At 61.4% G+C, this 18529-nt stretch carries 17 protein-coding genes and 2 pseudogenes; 9 read left to right on the top strand and 10 right to left on the bottom strand.

The genetic code is table 11. The annotated features are described in order from the left end of the window. Positions 1 to 105: 105 nt before the first annotated feature. The 9 genes and pseudogenes from nosR to BMS17_RS30570 form a co-directional block, all read left to right on the top strand. The gene (gene nosR / locus BMS17_RS03695) at positions 106 to 2286 is read left to right on the top strand and encodes a transcriptional regulator NosR (protein ID WP_371916719.1); all 2181 of its coding nucleotides are present in this window, start codon (positions 106 to 108) and stop codon (positions 2284 to 2286) included. A 54-nt stretch (positions 2287 to 2340) separates the two neighbouring features. Continuing rightward, positions 2341 to 4260, top strand: coding sequence for a TAT-dependent nitrous-oxide reductase (nosZ, locus tag BMS17_RS03690; RefSeq protein WP_046028118.1), 1920 nt, complete (start codon positions 2341 to 2343; stop codon positions 4258 to 4260). A gap of 27 nt (positions 4261 to 4287) precedes the next feature. Next, positions 4288 to 5595 carry a nitrous oxide reductase family maturation protein NosD gene (locus BMS17_RS03685; RefSeq protein WP_077430435.1) on the top strand — a complete coding sequence of 436 codons (1308 nt, stop codon included), beginning with the start codon at positions 4288 to 4290 and terminating at the stop codon, positions 5593 to 5595. Next, the gene (locus BMS17_RS03680) at positions 5592 to 6515 is read left to right on the top strand and encodes an ABC transporter ATP-binding protein (protein WP_046028115.1); all 924 of its coding nucleotides are present in this window, start codon (positions 5592 to 5594) and stop codon (positions 6513 to 6515) included. The genes BMS17_RS03685 and BMS17_RS03680 overlap by 4 nt, the downstream gene beginning before the upstream one ends. Next, positions 6512 to 7342 (top strand): ABC transporter permease, encoded by an 831-nt coding sequence (locus BMS17_RS03675; RefSeq protein WP_046028114.1) that lies wholly within the window; start codon positions 6512 to 6514, stop codon positions 7340 to 7342. Before BMS17_RS03680 ends, BMS17_RS03675 begins: the two co-directional genes overlap by 4 nt. Positions 7343 to 7367: 25 nt before the next feature. Continuing rightward, the gene (locus tag BMS17_RS03670; protein ID WP_046028113.1) at positions 7368 to 7892 is read left to right on the top strand and encodes a nitrous oxide reductase accessory protein NosL; all 525 of its coding nucleotides are present in this window, start codon (positions 7368 to 7370) and stop codon (positions 7890 to 7892) included. 128 nt (positions 7893 to 8020) lie between these two features. Then, positions 8021 to 8764, top strand: a complete 744-nt coding sequence (locus BMS17_RS03665; RefSeq protein ID WP_046028274.1) for an SDR family NAD(P)-dependent oxidoreductase — start codon at positions 8021 to 8023, stop codon at positions 8762 to 8764. A 671-nt stretch (positions 8765 to 9435) separates the two neighbouring features. Beyond that, a pseudogene (locus BMS17_RS30575) lies at positions 9436 to 9531 on the top strand (short-chain dehydrogenase); the annotation flags it as partial. Positions 9532 to 9996: 465 nt separating this feature from the next. After that, positions 9997 to 10098 (top strand): annotated as a pseudogene (locus tag BMS17_RS30570) (short-chain dehydrogenase); the annotation flags it as partial. 1106 nt (positions 10099 to 11204) lie between these two features. On the opposite strand, the gene BMS17_RS03640 reads toward BMS17_RS30570, so the two are convergent. Genes BMS17_RS03640 through BMS17_RS03595 form a run of 10 tightly spaced genes read right to left on the bottom strand, consistent with a single transcriptional unit; the run spans position 11205 to position 18522 of the window. Further along, positions 11205 to 12710, bottom strand: coding sequence for a cytochrome D1 domain-containing protein (locus BMS17_RS03640; RefSeq protein WP_077430434.1), 1506 nt, complete (start codon positions 12708 to 12710; stop codon positions 11205 to 11207). Further along, positions 12707 to 13546: a uroporphyrinogen-III C-methyltransferase gene (gene cobA, locus BMS17_RS03635; RefSeq protein WP_046028111.1), complete on the bottom strand. Its 840-nt coding sequence runs from the start codon at positions 13544 to 13546 to the stop codon at positions 12707 to 12709. Before cobA ends, BMS17_RS03640 begins: the two co-directional genes overlap by 4 nt. Before the next feature lie 52 nt (positions 13547 to 13598). Continuing rightward, positions 13599 to 14777, bottom strand: a complete 1179-nt coding sequence (gene nirJ, locus BMS17_RS03630) for a heme d1 biosynthesis radical SAM protein NirJ (protein WP_077430433.1) — start codon at positions 14775 to 14777, stop codon at positions 13599 to 13601. Positions 14778 to 14803: 26 nt separating this feature from the next. Further along, positions 14804 to 15307 carry an Lrp/AsnC family transcriptional regulator gene (locus tag BMS17_RS03625; RefSeq protein WP_046028109.1) on the bottom strand — a complete coding sequence of 168 codons (504 nt, stop codon included), beginning with the start codon at positions 15305 to 15307 and terminating at the stop codon, positions 14804 to 14806. Beyond that, entirely contained in the window at positions 15282 to 15725 is a 444-nt protein-coding gene (locus BMS17_RS03620; RefSeq protein ID WP_046028108.1) for an Lrp/AsnC family transcriptional regulator, read from the bottom strand. Before BMS17_RS03620 ends, BMS17_RS03625 begins: the two co-directional genes overlap by 26 nt. Next, complete coding sequence (locus tag BMS17_RS03615) at positions 15718 to 16233, bottom strand: Lrp/AsnC family transcriptional regulator (RefSeq protein ID WP_046028107.1); 516 nt, start codon at positions 16231 to 16233, stop codon at positions 15718 to 15720. Before BMS17_RS03615 ends, BMS17_RS03620 begins: the two co-directional genes overlap by 8 nt. Beyond that, positions 16218 to 16688 carry an Lrp/AsnC family transcriptional regulator gene (locus BMS17_RS03610; RefSeq protein ID WP_077430432.1) on the bottom strand — a complete coding sequence of 157 codons (471 nt, stop codon included), beginning with the start codon at positions 16686 to 16688 and terminating at the stop codon, positions 16218 to 16220. The genes BMS17_RS03615 and BMS17_RS03610 overlap by 16 nt, the downstream gene beginning before the upstream one ends. A gap of 1 nt (position 16689) precedes the next feature. Then, entirely contained in the window at positions 16690 to 17868 is a 1179-nt protein-coding gene (locus tag BMS17_RS03605) for a cytochrome D1 domain-containing protein (protein ID WP_046028105.1), read from the bottom strand. Then, on the bottom strand, positions 17865 to 18191 hold the full coding sequence (locus tag BMS17_RS03600; RefSeq protein ID WP_046028104.1) for a cytochrome c: 327 nt from the start codon (positions 18189 to 18191) through the stop codon (positions 17865 to 17867). Before BMS17_RS03600 ends, BMS17_RS03605 begins: the two co-directional genes overlap by 4 nt. Positions 18192 to 18207: 16 nt before the next feature. Next, entirely contained in the window at positions 18208 to 18522 is a 315-nt protein-coding gene (locus BMS17_RS03595; RefSeq protein ID WP_046028102.1) for a c-type cytochrome, read from the bottom strand. Positions 18523 to 18529: the final 7 nt, after the last annotated feature.

Below are 18529 nucleotides of genomic sequence, written 5' to 3'. Positions count from 1 at the left end.
CGGGACGCTCTGGCACAAGGAATGCCGGCAAGTTGATCTCAATCAAGGGCAGGGCACGAAACGCTCCCTACCATGACCGTCAGGCCCCTTGAAATCAGCGAAGCCATGACAACCCACCCGCCTTCGAAACCTGGCAACCTGCGCGTCTGGAGCGTCGGGCTGGCGGTGATGCTGTTGCTGATGGTCGCGACGTTCGCGGTGGTGCAGGCTAAATCATACGGTGACATCGAGCAGCAACGCATCGAGAAGGTCTTCCCTCAAACCGATTCGGTCTCCGACCCGCAAGGCACCTTCAAAGTGCGCACGTTGTCGGCGGCCGGCAAGGTCATCGGTTACGTTTTCCAGAGCCTGGATGTGGTGGATATTCCGGCTTACTCGGGCAAGCCGATCAATACCCAGGTGATCCTCGACACGGCCGGCGTGATCAAGGATGCCTATGTGCTGGAGCACCACGAGCCGATTCTGCTGATCGGCATTCCCGAAGTAAAACTGCATGACTTCAGCGCCAGGTACACAGGGATCAGCGTCAATCAGCGCGTGGTCGTCGGCCATTCCAGCGACCCGAGTGCGGTCACCGTGGATGCCATCGCCGGTGCAACCGTCACCGCCATGGTGGTCAACGAAGTCATCATGCGGGCCGCCCATGAAGTCGCCGTCTCGCTCAAGTTGATTGAGGACAAGGGCGCCCGGGTGAACAAGCCCGCCATCGTGCGCCAGGATTTTTTCGAACCCGCCACCTGGGAGCAATTGACCGGCAACGGGGCCATTCGCCGATTGAGCCTGACCCGCGGGCAAGTCGATGCCGCCTTCAAGGGCACCGATGCCGAAGGCGTCGAGAACGCCACCCCGGAGCACCTCGATGACACCTTTATCGAGCTGTACACCGCCGACTTGAACCCGCCGACCATTGGCCGCGCGCTGTTGGGCGACAATCAATATCGCTTCCTCATGCAGGACCTCAAACCCGGCGAGCAGGCCATCGCGGTGCTCGGGCGCGGGCTGTATTCCTATAAAGGCTCGGGTTATGTGCGCGGTGGGATTTTCGATCGGGTGCAATTGCGCCAGTTCGGCAATGTCATCAGTTTTCGCGACATGGATCATCAGCGGCTGTCCGACGTGTTTGCCCAGGGCATGCCCGAATTCACTGAAATGTCGGTGTTCATTGTGCGCAAGCAGGCGGGTTTCGATCCTGGATCGCCCTGGTCCCTGGAGTTGCTGGTGCGGCGTCAGACCGGTCCGGTCAGCGGCACCTTCAGCAGTTTCGAACTGGCCTACCAATTGCCCGAACTCTACCTTGAGCGACCAGCCCCCAGCGCCGAAGAACTGGCCGCCATCGAAGAAGCCAAACGGCCGATGTGGTTGACCATCTGGTACCAGAAGTACTTTCAGATTGGCGTACTGGCCAGCGCGTTGCTGCTGCTGACAGCGATCCTGTTCCTGCAGGACAAACTCACTCGCCGGCCGCGTTTAATGCACTGGCTGCGTCGCGGTTATTTGCTTTTTACCGTGGTGTTTCTGGGCTGGTATGCCCTGGGGCAGCTGTCGGTGGTCAATGTCCTGACGTTTGTCCATGCTTTGTTCGAGCACTTCCGTTGGGAGCTGTTTCTCACCGATCCGCTGATCTTCATGCTGTGGGTGTTCACTGCGGCGAGCATTTTGCTGTGGGGCCGTGGGGTGTTCTGCGGCTGGTTGTGCCCGTTTGGCGCGCTGCAAGAGCTGATCAACGAAGCCGCGCGCAAGCTGAAGATCCCTCAATACGAATTGCCCTTCGCGGTCCATGAACGGCTGTGGGCGATCAAGTACATCATTTTACTGCTGCTCTTCGGCCTGTCCCTGGAGTCGATGTCCAGCGCCGAACTGTTCGCCGAGGTAGAGCCCTTCAAGACCGCCATCACCCTGCGATTCGACCGCCAGTGGTGGTTCGTGCTGTACGCGGTGGCATTGCTGGTCATCAATCTCTTCACCCGAAAAGTCTATTGCCGCTACATCTGCCCATTGGGCGCGGCGTTGGCCATACCGACGAAATTGCGTCTGTTCGACTGGCTCAAGCGCCGCAAGGACTGCGGCAACCCATGCCAGTTGTGCGCCAAGGAATGTGAGATCCAGGCGATTCACCCGGATGGCCGGATCAATGCCAACGAGTGCCATTACTGCCTCGATTGCCAGATGACCTATCACAACGAAAACAAATGCCCGCCGCTGATCAACAAGCGCAGGAAACGCGAAAAATCGGCGCCCGTGTCGGCGCAATTGATCCCTGTCGTGGAAGTGACGGCTGCTGAATGAACCTGGCGAGCGCACGTCCGCGGAGACCGTTTTTCCCTTCAAGGAGTAGACAAAATGACTGACTCAGAATCCACAAAGCCTGGTGAAGAAGTAGAGCAGGCGGGGCTCAGCCGTCGCGGTTTTCTTGGCAGCAGTGCGGTCACCGGCGCGGTGCTGGCGGGGGCCGCGACCCTCGGCGGCACGGTGTTCAGCCGCGAGTCCTGGGCGGCGGCGGTGAAGGATGCGCAAGCGAAAATCCATGTCGGCCCCGGTGAACTGGACGAGTACTACGGCTTCTGGAGTGGCGGTCATCAAGGCGAAGTGCGCGTGTTGGGCGTGCCGTCGATGCGCGAGTTGATGCGCATCCCGGTGTTCAACGTCGACTCCGCCACCGGCTGGGGCCTGACCAACGAAAGCAAGCGGATCCTGGGCGACAGCGCCAAGTTCCAGAACGGCGATTGCCATCACCCGCACATCTCCATGACGGACGGAAAGTACGACGGCAAGTACCTGTTCATCAACGACAAGGCCAACTCCCGTGTCGCGCGCATCCGCCTGGACATCATGAAGTGCGACAAGATGCTCACCGTGCCGAATGTGCAAGCCATCCATGGCCTGCGACTGCAAAAAGTGCCTTACACCAAGTACGTGTTCGCCAATGCCGAATTTGTCATTCCGCACCCTAATGACGGCCACACCTTCGATCTGCAAGACAAGAACAGCTTCACGATGTTCAACGCCATTGACGCCGAGAAGATGGAGATGGCTTTCCAGGTGATCGTCGACGGCAACCTGGACAACACCGACGCCGATTTCACCGGCAAGTACGCCGCTTCCACCTGCTACAACTCGGAAAAAGCCTACGACTTGGGCGGCATGATGCGTAATGAGCGCGACTGGGTCGTGGTGTACAACATTCCGCGCATCGAAGCCGCGATCAAGGCCGGCAAGTTCATCACCCTGGAAGGCTCGAAAGTGCCCGTGGTCGACGGTCGAAAAACCGATGGAAAAGACTCCGAGTTCACCCGCTACATCCCGGTTCCGAAGAACCCGCACGGCCTGAATACATCTCCCGATGGCAAGTACTTCATTGCCAACGGCAAGCTTTCGCCCACCGTCTCGATGATTGCCATTGACCGTCTGGACGACCTGTTCGCCGACAAGTTCAGCGACCCGCGCGAGGTGATCATTGCCGAGCCGGAACTGGGCCTGGGGCCTTTGCACACCACGTTCGACGGTCGCGGCAACGCCTACACCACGCTGTTCATCGACAGTCAGGTGGTGAAGTGGAACATGGCCGAAGCGGTACGCGCCTACAAAGGCGAGAAGGTCAATTACATCAAGCAGAAGCTCGACGTGCAGTACCAGCCTGGCCATAACCATGCCTCGCTGACTGAAACCAGTGACGCCGATGGCAAGTGGCTGGTGGTGTTGTGCAAATTCTCCAAGGACCGCTTCCTGCCGACCGGACCGCTGCACCCGGAAAACGATCAACTGATCGATATTTCCGGCGAAGAAATGAAGCTGGTGCACGACGGTCCCGCATTTGCCGAACCTCACGATTGCATCCTGGCGCGCCGGGACCAGATCAAGACCAAAAAGATCTGGGACCGTAACGACCCGTTCTTCGCCGCCACCGTAGAACTGGCCAAGAAAGACGGGATCAATCTGGAGACCGACAACAAGGTCATCCGCGATGGCAATCAGGTGCGGGTCTATATGACGTCCATGGCGCCGGCCTATGGCCTGCCCGAGTTCACCGTCAAACAGGGCAACGAAGTCACGGTGACCATCACCAACATCGACCAGATCGAGGACGTGTCCCACGGCTTCGTCATGACCAACCATGGCGCCAGCATGGAGATCAGTCCGCAGCAAACATCGTCGATTACGTTTACGGCCGACAAGGCCGGCTTGCATTGGTACTACTGCAGCTGGTTCTGCCATGCGCTGCACATGGAAATGGTCGGCCGCATGAAAGTCGAGCGGGCCTGACCGTTGCCAATCGACAGGAGCGAACCCATGGCCGACATCAAGGACACCCCAGTGCGTGGTTGCGGGATAAACGTCTTTGCGTTGTTGCTCCTGTTGATGTCAGGCAGTGCGCTGGCGGCAGTTCAACCCGTCACCACGCTACCGTTGCGGGTTGACGCTGAACAACGCTGGCACCTGCCGGCAGGCGAGTACCGTGGCACGTTCAGTGTCGATCAACCGATGCAGATTGTTTGCGAGCCCGGTGCCGTCTTTCAGGCGCAAGGGCAGGGGAACGGGATCATCATCAGTGCGCCCGATGTCGTGATCGAGGGCTGCACGTTTTTGGATTGGGGGCACGATCTCACCGCCATGAATGCAGCGGTGTTCATCCAGCCCAAGGCCCGTGGCGTGGTGATCAAGGGCAATCGCATGCAAGGCCAGGGCTTTGGAATCTGGGTCGACGGTACGCAGGATGCCAGCCTGATCGACAACCGCATCCAGGGCGACCCGACGCTGCGATCGCAGGATCGTGGCAATGGCATTCATCTGTATGCGGTGCATGGTGCCAATGTCATTGGCAACCAGGTGCGCGACACCCGCGATGGCATCTACATCGACACGTCCAACGGCAACCTGCTGCAGGGCAATACCCTGGAGGACCTGCGTTACGGCGTGCATTACATGTTCGCCAACGACAACCGGCTGATCGGCAACATCACCCGCCGCACCCGCACCGGCTATGCCTTGATGCAAAGCCGCAAGCTCACGGTGATCGGCAACCGCTCCGAACAGGATCAGAACTACGGCATCCTGATGAACTACATCACTTACTCCACCTTGCGCGACAATTTCGTCACCGACGTGCGCGACGGCTCGACCGGCGACAGCATGATCAGCGGTGCCGAGGGCAAGGCGTTGTTCATCTACAACTCGCTGTTCAACAGCATCGAACACAACCATTTCGAGCACAGCGCCGTGGGCATTCACCTCACCGCCGGCTCCGAAGACAACCGCATCGCCGACAACGCGTTTGTCGGCAACCAACGGCAGGTCAAATACGTTGCCACCCGCTTGCAGGAATGGTCGGTGGATGGCCGGGGCAATTTCTGGAGCGACTACCTGGGCTGGGACCGCAACAACGATGGCCTGGGCGATATCGCCTACGAACCCAACGACAATGTCGACCGCCTGCTGTGGCTGTACCCACAAGTGCGGCTGTTGATGAACAGTCCCGGGATCGAGTTGTTGCGCTGGGTGCAACGGGCGTTTCCGGTGATCAAGTCGCCGGGCGTACTCGACAGCCATCCGCTGATGAAACCCACCACTGAACCCCTGACCAAGGAGCCCGTTGCATGAATGTCATCGACATGGAAGGCGTCAGCCAACGCTATGGGCACACCACGGTGTTGCATCAGCTGAACCTGAGCCTGGCCGAAGGTGAAGTGCTGGGTTTGTTCGGGCACAACGGTGCCGGCAAGACCACCAGCATGAAATTGGTGCTGGGCCTGCTGACCGCCAGCGAAGGGCAAGTCCGGGTGTTTGGCCGCTTGCCCAGTGACCCGCACGTTCGACGGCTGCTGGGGTATTTGCCGGAGAACGTGACCTTTTATCCGCAGATGAGTGGCCTGGAGACCTTGCGCCATTTCGCCCGACTCAAAGGCGCCGCGCCTGCTCAGGTGGACGTGCTGCTGGAGGAAGTCGGCCTGGCGGGCGCGGCGCATCGCCGGGTCAAGACTTACTCCAAGGGCATGCGCCAACGCCTGGGGCTGGCGCAAGCCTTGCTCGGCGCACCGCGTTTGTTGCTGCTCGACGAGCCGACGGTCGGCCTCGATCCCATTGCCACTCAAGACCTGTACCGGTTGCTCGACCGCCTGCGCAACCAGGGCACCAGCATCATTCTCTGTTCCCACGTGTTGCCGGGCGTCGAGGCGCACATCAACCGTGCGGCGATTTTGACCCAGGGGCGTCTGCTGGCGCTGGGCAGTCTGCGCAGCCTGCGCGAGGAAGCCGGGTTGCCGACGCTGATTCGCGCCAACGGGCTCAAGCACGCCGGGCCTTTGCAGGCGTCCTGGAACAATGCCGGGCACGTCACTCAGCGCTGGGGCGTGGAAGGCCTGGAAGTGGCGGCGCTCAATGGCAACAAACTCGATCTGTTGCGCCAATTGCTCAATGACGACGAGCCGGCGGACGTGGAAATCGACCCACCCTCCCTGGAAGACATCTACCGCTTTTACATAGGGCGGGCCGGCACGCGCCCCACTGGAGAGATCGCATGAATCCGATCTGGAACATGGCCCGCAAAGAGTTCAACGACGGTTTGCGTAACCGCTGGTTGTTGGCGATCAGCCTGTTGTTCGCAGTGTTGGCCACCGGCATCGCCTGGCTGGGCGCCGCGGCTTCCGGTCAGTTGGGCTTTACCTCGGTGCCGGCGACCATCGCCAGCCTGGCCAGCCTCGCGACGTTCCTGATGCCGCTGATTGCTTTGCTGCTGGCCTATGACGCCATCGTCGGTGAGGACGAAAGCGGCACGTTGCTGCTATTGCTGACCTACCCGCTGGGGCGCGGGCACATCCTGCTGGGCAAGTTTATTGGCCACGGGATGATCCTGGCGCTGGCCACGCTGATCGGTTTCGGCTGCGCGATGCTGGCGATCGCTGTCTGCGTGGAGGATGTCGAACTGCAGTTGCTGTTCTGGGCGTTCGCACGCTTCATGCTGTCGTCGACGCTATTGGGCTGGGGCTTTCTGGGGTTGGCGTATGTGCTGAGCAGCGTGTCGGCCGAAAAATCCACGGCGGCCGGACTCGCGCTGGGGGTATGGTTTTTCTTCGTGCTGGTGTTTGACCTGGCGCTGCTGGCCTTGCTGGTGCTCAGCGAAGGGCATTTCAACCCGCAGGTATTGCCCTGGTTGCTGCTGCTCAATCCTGCCGACGTCTATCGCTTGATCAATCTTTCCGGTTTTGAAACCGGCGTCAGTACGGCCGGCGTACTGACGCTCGGCAGTGATCTGCCGATGCCGGGCGCGATGCTCTGGCTGTGTCTGTTGTTGTGGGTAGCGGCGCCGTTGGGTTCGGCCTGGCTGCTGTTCCGTCGACGGGCGACCTGAATTCATACCTTTGGAGCACCTGACAATGAAAAACCGTTACTACACGACGTTACGCGCTATGGCGGGCCTGATGGTCTGTCTGCTGCTGACAGCGTGTGACAAACCCGCGCAAGCCGCGTACAGCGACCTTCCCAGCGCCTTCCATCCCAGTGATGAATGCCATGTCTGCGGCATGATCATCAACGGCTTCCCGGGGCCGAAGGGGGAAGTGGTCGAGCCTGGCGGCATCAAGAAATTCTGCTCCACGGCGGAGATGATCGGTTGGTGGTTGCAGCCGGAAAATCATCATGGCGATGCCCGGTTGTATGTCCACGACATGGGCCGCAGTCCGTGGAACGCACCGGATGATTCCCAACTGATCGATGCCAAGGATGCCTTCTATGTGGTCGGCACCGGGCTCAAGGGGGCGATGGGCATCGTACTGGCGTCTTTCTCCAGTGAGCAGGCGGCACAGAAACTGGCCACCGAGCAGGGTGGTCGTGTGCTGCGGTTCGGCGATATCGATCAGTCGGTGCTTCAGCAACCGGCCATGTCGCACGCGACTCACTGATCGCTCGATTACCTGTCCGATCTTTTATGAAATCTGATCGCCGTCAAGTCGGTCTGTTTGCGCTTGTTCAATGATGGGGGCCCGCAATGTCCCCAGTGCTTGGCATCGACGATGCCCAGGAGAACATGATGCAAACCGAGTTTCAGGATCGTTTGGCTGTGATCACCGGCGCCAGCTCCGGGATTGGTCTGGCCCTGTGCGCTGCGCTGTTGCCGCGTGGCGTCAAGGTGCTGGCGATGTCACGTACGGCCGGTGATCTGCCGGCCTTGCAGCAGATCTACGGCGAACGTTTGCAATGGAGCGCCGGGGACGTCACGTGCAAGGACGACTTGCGCAATCTGGCCGAGCACGCTGCGACGCTGGGCCGGATCGATTATCTGGTGCCCAACGCGGGGATCGCCGAAATGGCCGATGGCCTGGACATGCCGGCCTTCCAGCGCCAGTGGGCCGTCAACGGTGCCGGGGCGTTGAACACCCTGGCGGCGTTGCGCGGGGAGCTGGCGAGCCCGGCTTCGGTGGTGTTTGTCGGCAGCTTCCTGACCGGTTCGAGCTTTCCCGGCCTGGCTGCCTGCATTGCCAGCAAGGCTGCCTTGGCGGCACAGGCTCGCACACTGGCGGTGGAGTTTGCCCGTTTTGATGTGCGCATCAATCTGGTCTCCCCGGGGCCGACCGCCACGCCGATGTGGGACAACCTGGGCTTGAGCGACGATGAACTCGACGAAGTCGCGGACACCCTCGGCAAACGTATGTTGCCCGGGCACTTTCTCGATGCGTCAGCGGTGGCCAACGTGATTATCTTTCAGCTGTCCCAAGGCGCCCGGGGTGTCTACGGTCAGGACTGGACGGTCGACAACGGGTACACGTTGGGCTAGAACGTCGAACATATACTTGGGCTTGGTGCTGGTCACTCAAGATCGCTGGAGCGGTTTTTTGATGGTGTACATATCCGTTGTTGTGGTAACGGCTGCTGGCGGTTTCGCTCTTACAGCGAGTCCCTTTTCCAAACGCCGAAAAGGAACCAAAAGGCTTTGCCCCTCCATTCGGTGCCTCGCCCAGGCTCGGCATGCCCTCACTCCGGCATTGCTCCGGGGGCCCGCCGCCATCGGCCATCCATGGCCGGGGGCGGCTACCGCGGCATCCTTGCCGCGGTGCCCCCTACGCAACGCCTGCTAACGGCTGCTGGCGGTTTCGCTCTTACAGCGAGTCCCTTTTCCAAACGCCGAAAAGGAACCAAAAGGCTTTGCCCCTCCATTCGGTGCCTCGCCCAGGCTCGGCATGCCCTCACTCCGGCATTGCTCCGGGGGCCCGCCGCCATCGGCCATCCATGGCCGGGGGCGGCTACCGCGGCATCCTTGCCGCGGTGCCCCCTACGCAACGCCTGCGTTCGGCCTCTGGGAAAGGGGCAGCAGATCAAGATCAAAAGCAAAAGCACGCAGCCTCGCCAAGGCTCGACAGCTGCTACGGAGGGTGGGAACAATCAACAGCTTTGCAAGCAGGTTCGCCCAGCAATGTATCGGCGCACGACTTTGCTTTTCACCACTCTGCGTCAGCGGTGGCCAACGTGATTATCTTTCAGCTGTCCCAAGGTGCCCGGGGTGTTTACGGTCAGGACTGGACGGTCGACAACGGGTACACGTTGGGCGAGAACGTCGAACATATACTTGGGCTTGGTGCTGGTCACTCAAGATCGCTGGAGCGGTTTTTTGATGGTGTACATATCCGTTGTTGCGGTAACGGCTGCTGGCGGTTTCGCTCTTACAGCGAGTCCCTTTTCCAAACGCCGAAAAGGAACCAAAAGGCTTTGCCCCTCCATTCGGCGCCTCGCCCAGGCTCGGCATGCCCTCACTCCGGCATTGCTCCGGGGGCCCGCCGCCATCGGCCATCCATGGCCGGGGGCGGCTACCGCGGCATCCTTGCCGCGGTGCCCCCTACGCAACGCCTGCGTTCGGCCTCTGGGAAAGGGGCAGCAGATCACGATCAAAAGCAAAAGCACGCAGCCTCGCCAAGGCTCGACAGCTGCTACGGAGGGTGGGAACAATCAACAGCTTTGCAAGCAGGTTCGCCCAACAATGTATCGGCGCACGACTTTGCTTTTCACCACTCTGCGTCAGCGGTGGCCAACGTGATTATCTTTCAGCTGTCCCAAGGTGCCCGGGGTGTTTACGGTCAGGACTGGACGGTCGACAACGGGTACACCTTGGGCTGAAGGGTGAACACATACTTGGGCTTGGTGCTGGTCACTCAAGATCGCTGGAGTGGTTTTTTGATGGTGTACATATCCGTTGTTGCGGTAACGGCTGCTGGCGGTTTCGCTCTTACAGCGAGTCCCTTTTCCAAACGCCGAAAAGGAACCAAAAGGCTTTGCCCCTCCATTCGGTGCCTCGCCCAGGCTCGGCATGCCCTCACTCCGGCATTGCTCCGGGGGCCCGCCGCCATCGGCCATCCATGGCCGGGGGCGGCTACCGCGGCATCCTTGCCGCGGTGCCCCCTACGCAACGCCTGCGTTCGGCCTCTGGGAAAGGGGCAGCAGATCACGATCAAAAGCAAAAGCGCGTAGCAGCGCCAAGGCCTTTCTTTTATGCACATCCAGAGGTGTAACGGCTGCTGGCGGTTTCGCTCTTACAGCGAGTCCCTTTTCCAAACGCCGAAAAGGAACCAAAAGGCTTTGCCCCTCCATTCGGTGCCTCGCCCAGGCTCGGCATGCCCTCACTCCGGCATTGCTCCGGGGGCCCGCCGCCATCGGCCATCCATGGCCGGGGGCGGCTACCGCGGCATCCTTGCCGCGGTGCCCCCTACGCAACGCCTGCGTTCGGCCTCTGGGAAAGGGGCAACAGATCAAGATCAAGATCAAAAGCAAAAGCAAAAGCAAAAGCACGCAGCCTCGCCAAGGCTCGACAGCTGCTACGCAGAGAGTGTGGGAATCATCAATCAACAGCTTTGCAAGCAGGTTCGCCCAACAATGTATCCGCGCACGACTTTGCTTTTCACCACTCAACAGGCCGAGCGTTAGCTCGCCTGCAGCTTTTGATGTTGACGCACCGCCCCCTCGAGAGGCCGAGTGGAGGTTCTGCGCAGTGGGCAACCCGGCATGGATGCCGGGTTAGCCGCCCCCGGCCATGGATGGCCGATGGCGGCGGGCCCACGGAGCAGGACCGGAGCGAGGGCATGCCGAGCCTAAGCGAGGCACCGAACGAAAGGGGCAAATGCGCTTTGGTTACTTTGGCGCTCTTCCAAAGTGACCCGCCGTAAGGGCGGAACCATTAGTGGCCGTTACCGCAAAAACGGATATACACCCAAACCCAAACCCAAACCCTAATGCGAAGTCCCCTCGGCAAACTCGATTTTATTGCCGACGTTGTACTTGCCGGACGGCTTGTTCATCGGCAGGCGTTTGATCTCCTCGAGGGTATTGCTGTCGTAAACGATCAGCGCGCCATCGGTGGCCCAGATGCTCAGCAGCAAGTAGCGGCCATCACGGGTGAACTCGACGTGGGCGGCAGTCTTGCCGGGCATCGGGCGCAAGGTATGGGCAATTTCCAGGGTCTGCTTGTCGATCAGGTGAATGGCATCGTTGTCGGGCCCGAAGAACACGTCGGACCAGGCATAGCGTGAGTTGACATGACTGCGCATGAAGAAACCCGGTCCCAGGGTCGGAATTTCCTTGATCAGTTTCCAGGTCTTGAAGTCGATGACCGAGATCAGCCCTTTGCTGATGTTCGGCGTGGCAAATACCCACTGACCGTTGCGTTTCCAGTAGGTCCCGGACCCCAGGTGGGGCATGCCCGGCAGTGCGATGTCGGTGACGATCCTGCCAGTGTCGAGGTCGATCACTTGACCGCCCCCCGCCTTGCGCGACGTGGCCAGCAATTGCTTGTAGTCCGGCGAAAAGGAAAAGTCATCCAGTACATCCTCGGCCGGGATTCGCCGTGGTTCGAAGTCTGGTGTGCCGGCGCAAGACAACTCCCACACCTCCTTCACGTCCTTGAGCGCCACGATAAAACTGTCCCGTGGCGGGGCGGTATAGACCGCACTGACCCGTGATGCGCTGCCGTCCTGGCCGATGGCCGGCAGGGTTTTGACCAGCGACAGATCGCGGGCATCGAGCACCACCAGGTTGCCCGGCAGATAATTGCCGACCAGCACCCATCGACCGTCCTTGCTCACCGCCAGGTTGCGGGTGTTGAGCCCGACGCGGACCTCGGCAATCAGTTTCAGGTTATGCAGGTCGTACAGGCTGACCCAGCCATCACGCGACGCGACGTAGACAAAACGCCCATCCGGCGAAAATTTCGGCCCGCCGTGCACGGCAAAGTGTGAAGCAAACCGCGCCAGTACTTCAAAGCGATCGCCGTCGAGGATATTGATGTGGTGATCGCCGGCTTCCACCACCACAAACAGGTTCAGTGGGTCGGCGTGATGTTGGGGCCTGTCGGGCAGTGTGCTGATGTCAGCGAGTACCGTGTGGCTGCCGCGAATGTCGTCGTTGCTCCAGGTGGGCGCGGTGGCGGGCGGTTGCTGAAGGTAGTTCGCCAGCGCATCGATCTGCGCCGGGTTGAGCACGTTGGCAAACCCGGCCATCTGGCTTGCGGGGCGACCGTTGCGGATCACGTTGCGGATTTCGTCGGGTTTGATCCGGCTCAGACTCTCCGGTAGCAACGCCGGCCCCGTCGCGCCGAAACGGTTGGCGCCATGACAGCCTTGGCAATGCTGTTGGTAGTGGTCGGCGGCCTGTTCCAGTGTCCCCTCGACGGGCGCCACCGTAGCGCCTGCGTAAGCGGCGCCTGCCCACAACAACGGGACGAACACCGCGCGCCTCATACCGTCACCCTGGCATGGCGTTTCAGCGCTTGAACGGGGTAAAAACGCGCCGGATAGTCCCGTCGTTGGGTGGCGAACAAGTCGACGACCTGGCCAATGACGGTCAATGTCGGAACACCCGGCGGGCAGTCCAGTGCCAGCGTCGGCAAGTGTTTCAGCACGCCTCGCGCGACATGCTGGTCGGGCCGCGTGCCATTGCTGATCAGCGCCGCCGGTGTGTCGGCTGCCATCCCGGCATTAATCAAGCGCTCGGCGATAATCCCGAGGTTCGATAACCCCATGTAAAACACCAGGGTCTGGCTGGTATCGGCCAGGTCGTGCCAGGGCAGTATCAACTCGCCGTCGTGTTGCAGGTGGCCGGTGATGAACCGACAGGAGTTGACCAGGTTGCGGTGGGTCAGTGGGATGCCGGCGTAAGCGCTGCACCCGGACGCGGCGGTAATGCCCGGCACCACCTGGCAATCAATGTTGCGTTGCAACAGATACTCCAGCTCCTCGGCGCCGCGACCAAAAATGAACGGGTCACCTCCCTTCAGCCGTGCCACGCGCAGCCCTTGATCGGCGAGCTCGGCGAGCAGTTCGTTGATCTGGTCCTGGGGCAGGCTGTGGCAACCGCTGGCCTTGCCGACGTAATGCCGGGCGCAGTCGAGAGGGATCAGCGTCAGCAGTTCGGGGCTGATCAGGCGGTCATAAACGACGGCGTCGGCCTGCATCAACAGGCTCCAGGCACGCAGGGTCAGCAGGCGGGGATCGCCGGGACCCGCGCCGACCAGGGCCACTTCGCCCGGTCTGAAGGTGGACTCAAGTGCAGCCGGTAAAACAATCGAGGGGTGCATGGGACGTCCTTGGTTCTTCATCAGGTTGGCCGGGGCTGGCCAGGCGGATGCTTCAGTGCATGACGCAAGGGATTGTCGGTAAGGGCGGCACACCGATTTCTTCGTCGCTGAGGTGGCAACCGGGGTCCTGGCCCCAGAGATCGCCTTCGGCCCAGGCGCGTGTGCGGGTGTTGCCGTTGCAGATGTCCAGCCAGCGGCATTGGCCGCAGCGGCCACCGACGGCGCGCGGATGCTCGCGCAGTTGCTGCAATAAGGCGTCCGGGCGGTCCAGCCAGAGGGTGCGAAATGGCGTGTGCCGCACGTTGCCTACCGAGTGCTGCCACCAATAAGTGTCCGGGTGGACGTCGCCGGTGTTGTCGATATTGGCGATGCCGCTGCCCGAAGCGTTGCCGCCCCAGGCGCGGAGCATGCGTTCCAGGCGCGAGGCGTGCTCGGGCAGGTGAAGGCTCACCCACTGCAGCAGCAGAATCGCGTCGGCGTCGTTGTTGCCGCTGACAAAGTCACTGTCGCGGCCCTGCGCGATATCGTCCCAGGCCTGTTCGAAGATCAACGTCATCGCCTCACGGCTCATCTGTTGCCGGGCGTCGAGCGTGCGACTGCGTTTGCCGCGACCGCTGTAGTTGAGGTGCGACAGGTAAAACTTCTGCACGTCGTACTCACGCATCAGCGTCAGCAGTTGAGGCAGTTGCCCATGGTTTTCCTGGGTGAGCGTGGTGCGCAAGCCAACACGAATACCCTGTTCGCGACAGAGCCGGATCGCGTGCATGGAACGGGCAAAACTGCCCTTGAGTTGGCGGAAGGCGTCATGGGTGGCTTGCAGGCCATCGATGCTGATACCGACATAGTCGAACTGCGCCGCGTGGATCTGCGCGATGTTGTGCTCAGTAATCAGCGTGCCGTTGGTGGACAACGCCACAAAGAACCCCTTGGCGCGGGCGTAGGCGCTGAGCACAAACAGGTCGTCGCGCAACAGGGGCTCACCGCCAGACAGAATCAGCACCTTCACGCCGGCGTCGTGCAGGTCGTCGATCACCGTGAGTGCGGCCGGGGTATCCAGTTCATCGCGAAAGACACTGTCAGCGGACGTGGCGTAACAGTGTTTGCAGGTCAGGTTGCAACGCCTGAGCAGGTTCCAGATCACCACGGGTGGCCGTTGGCTGCCCGATGCGCCGGTTTTGGGGGCGGGCGCCTGGCCGGCCAGTGCGCGCAGGTATTGGCTGATCCTTAACATGCAACTCTCCTTGAGTCGGCGCGTGTTCAGTGCGAAGCGGGTGGCAGGCGCAGACCGGTTTTTTTCAGGATTCGGCTGCTCACCAACATCTCGTCGGCGGCGCAGGCATCACCCAGCAAGTAGCGCAGGTGCTCGCGGTAGCTGTCGATTTCCTCACTGCTGCGACCGTGCACCATGGCAAACAGGTTGTAGCGCCACGTGGTGCGGCGCGGGCGTCGATAACAATGGCTGACGAAGGGTTGCGCACCGATCAGCGCGCCGAGGCGGGGCATGTCTGCATCACGCACATCCCACACCGTCATGCCGTTGTGGCGGTAGCCCAGGCGATAGTGATTGGGGACGGCGGCGATGCGGCGGATGGCACCCTCTGCCTGTAATCGCTTGAGCAAGTCCAGGGTGGACTCGATGCTGAGGTCGAGCTGTTCGGCGAGCCAGGCCCAAGGGTCATCCAGCAGCGGCAAGCCGGCCTGGGTCAGCTCGATCAAACGGTGGGCCAAGGTATCTTCAGACCGGGAAATACAGACCGACATGGTACGTCTCCTCTTTGGGCAGGTTGAGCAGCGGCAGGCCGGTCAGGGTTTCGATGTGATGCAGGGTGTCGCTCAGGCGTTGTTGCGTGGCGCAACCGAGCACAAACCACATGTTCCAGGGGTGTTCGCGTCGATAGTTGTGCGCCACTTCAGGCAGGGCCTGTAGTTGTTCCGCGACGTCTTCGAAACGATCTTCCGGCACCGTCAGCGCCGCGAGGGTGAACGCGCCGCCCAAGCGCTCGATGTCGAACATCGGGCCGAAGCGCGTGAGCACGCCGTCTTCCAGCAAAAGGTGGAGGCGATCGAGCAATTCGTCGCTGCTGCTCTCCAGTTCCTCGGCCAGTACTTTCCAGGGTTGGCGCACCAGCGGCAGGCCCAGTTGCAAGCGATTGATCAGTCGACGGTCGAGGTCATCCACGGGGGGGAGCTCCTGTTGGCAGTGGGGCAAAGCGCCCGCCGCATTGTTTGAAGGCGTGGGTGCTGAACAGCAATTCGTGGGGCAGGTCGTCCAGCAAATGCTCCTTCAGCAGCGCCTGAATCTGCGCCTCGACCTGATCCCGTTGACGCCCGTGAATCATGCAGAACAGGTTGTAGTGCCATTGCGGCAAGCGTCGTGGTCGCTGATAGCAGAGGGTGATGCCGGGCGCCCGGCCCAGGCGCTGGCCGACTTCGTCGATCAACGCGTCCGGAACATCCAGCACCAGCATGGCGTTGGCGGTAAAACCCAGTGCGCGGTGGTTGAGCACCAGGCCGATGCGCCGGAACAGCCCTTGTTCGTGCCACTGATGCATTTGCGCGAGCACCTGGTTTTCGTCGGCGTTTATCCGTTCGGCGAGGGACTGATAGGGGCGCGGTACTCGCGGCAGGCCGCCTTCCAGGTGTCGACGCAGGGCCAGTGCCTGTTTGGCGTTCAATCCGGGTTGCATAGGCTTTCTCCCAGGGCAAAACCGAGGTCAATGCGGTAGGCCGTCAACATCGGCAGGTCCAGTGGTGTGAGACCCGTATCGTTCTCCAACGCTTCGAGCACTCGCTCAATGTGCTGGCGATCGGGACCGGTCAACACAAACCACAGGTTGTAGTGATGCTCGCGCGCGTAGTTGTGATTGACCTCGGGGTATTGGCTGACGCGTTCGGCGACCTGATGCAGGCGCTCGGGAGGCACGGCGAGGGCGGCGAGGGTGCTGGCCCCGGCGCGGCTGTGTTCAAACACCGGGCCAACGCGCGACAAGGCGCCGGCCAATTGCAGGCGATGCAGACACGCCATCACTTGCGGCTCGGTGCAACCCAGGATCCGGGCCATCTCTTGATAGGGTTCCGCGCACAGCGGCATGCCGTGCTGGAAGCGGTCGATCAACTGGCGGCTGAGCAGGTCGAGGTTCATTTCAATAGCCCATTTTTTGCGCGCGGCTGCTGAAGAAGATGCCGCTTGGCGCGGCAGCGGGAAGGGTGCTCAGTTGCTTCAGGCTGTACGGGTCCCAGACTTGAACCTGATCGCCATCGCGTAATGACAGCCATAACTGATCTCCGCGCGCGGTGAACTCCATGTGCAGCACCGCTGGCCCCGGTCGCAAATCGGCGACCACGGCGTGGGTTTCGGTGTCGATGACCTGAACCCGGTCATTGTCCGGGTAGGCGAAATTGACCCACAGTTGCCGACCGTCCGGGCGCGAGGTGACGAACACCGGTTGGCCGGCAACGGGAATGACGGCGGTTTGCTCCCAGGTGCGCGAATCCATCACCAGCACCTGGTGCCGGCCAACCGCAGGCACGAAGGCCTGGTTGTCGGCGACGGCCCAGCCCTCCAGGTGCGGCATCTTGTAGACCGGCAGTTTCGCCTGGCCGCGTCCATAATCGCCGAGCACTCGCCGCACTCCGCGTTCGGGGTGCCAAAGGTCGAGTTGGGCCATGCCGTCTTCGCCGAACAGCCCGGCCATGTAGTAGCGACCGTCCGGGGTAATCAGCGCGTCGTAGGGTTGCTGGCCGATGGCGGTGAAGCGGCTGATCTTCGGCGACGTTCCCTGGCTGAAGTCGGCCGTCCAGATCTCGCCGGTATCGAACAGGCTGAACACAAAGCGCTGGCCGGGTGCGTCGACCAGGCCGACCACCCGCGAGCGCTTGCTGCCATCGGCCAATGGGGTGGCAGGGATGTCAGCCACCAGTTGCAGGGTGGCGGCATCGAAGACCTTGACCCCGCCGGGCACATAGTTGGACACGGCGATCAATTTGCCGTCCTGGCTGATGGCGCCGCCGATGCTGTTGCCGCCTTGTATCAGTCGATGGTCGATGCGCCGGGTCAGCAAGTCGATCTTGCTCAGGCCGCCGTCGCGACCGAATACATAGGCATAACGCTGGTCGCGGGAGAACACCACCGAGGCGTGGGACAGGTCACCCAGGCCATCGAGTCGGGCCAGTGCCGAGCGGGTATCGCTTTCAATGATTTGCACACTGCCGCTGGCGCGCTCCACGACCACGCCCAGATCACCGGTGCCGCGCAACGGCGGTTGAGTACACGCGGACAACAACAGCCCGGTCGCCGCTGACAGCAGGATTGAACGGATCATGGTGCGGGGTATCCCTTGAGAAGAAGGTCGACTAGCCAACGGATATCATCCGGGCCAAGCAGCGGGGCCCAGCCGGGCATCGCGGTGCCGGGTCGGCCTTGGGAGACGGTGGCAATCAGGCTGTCCCGGGACTTGCCGGCCAGTGCGGTGCGAGTCAGTTCGGGACCCAGCCCGCCGGTCATGTGCAGCCCATGGCAGGCGCCACAGTCCTGGGCCAGCAGGTGTTCGAGTTGTGCCTGACGCTTGGCGTCAGGGGTGGCAACTGCCGTTGCGCAAATGAGGAGGAGGGCCGTCAGAACTGCAGCGTGTCCATACACCATCATGACGCCCTCCGATTGGCTATTTCAGACTCAGGACCCAGGTCGCGAGTGTCTTGGCTTCTTCATCGGTCACCGGGTTGGCCGGCATCGGCATCGGGCCCCAGTTACCTTGCGTACCGTTTTTGATGTGACTGGCCAGGGTGTCCACCGCCCCGGCCACTCCCGCGTTCTTGGCCGCCACATCCTTGAGTGCCGGGCCGACAATCTTGGCGTCGATGGAGTGGCAGGCAGCGCAAGGTTTGCTTTTGAACAGTTCCAGCGCGTCTTGGGCCATGGCCGGTTGCACGCTCAGTGCAGCGGTCAGGGCAAACAGTGAAAGCAGCGTATTTTTCATGGTGTTT

The sequence above is a fragment of the Pseudomonas sp. C9 genome, from assembly GCF_002000165.1.
Classification (GTDB): Bacteria; Pseudomonadota; Gammaproteobacteria; order Pseudomonadales; family Pseudomonadaceae; genus Aquipseudomonas.
This window is presented reverse-complemented; position numbering and strand designations above follow the sequence as displayed.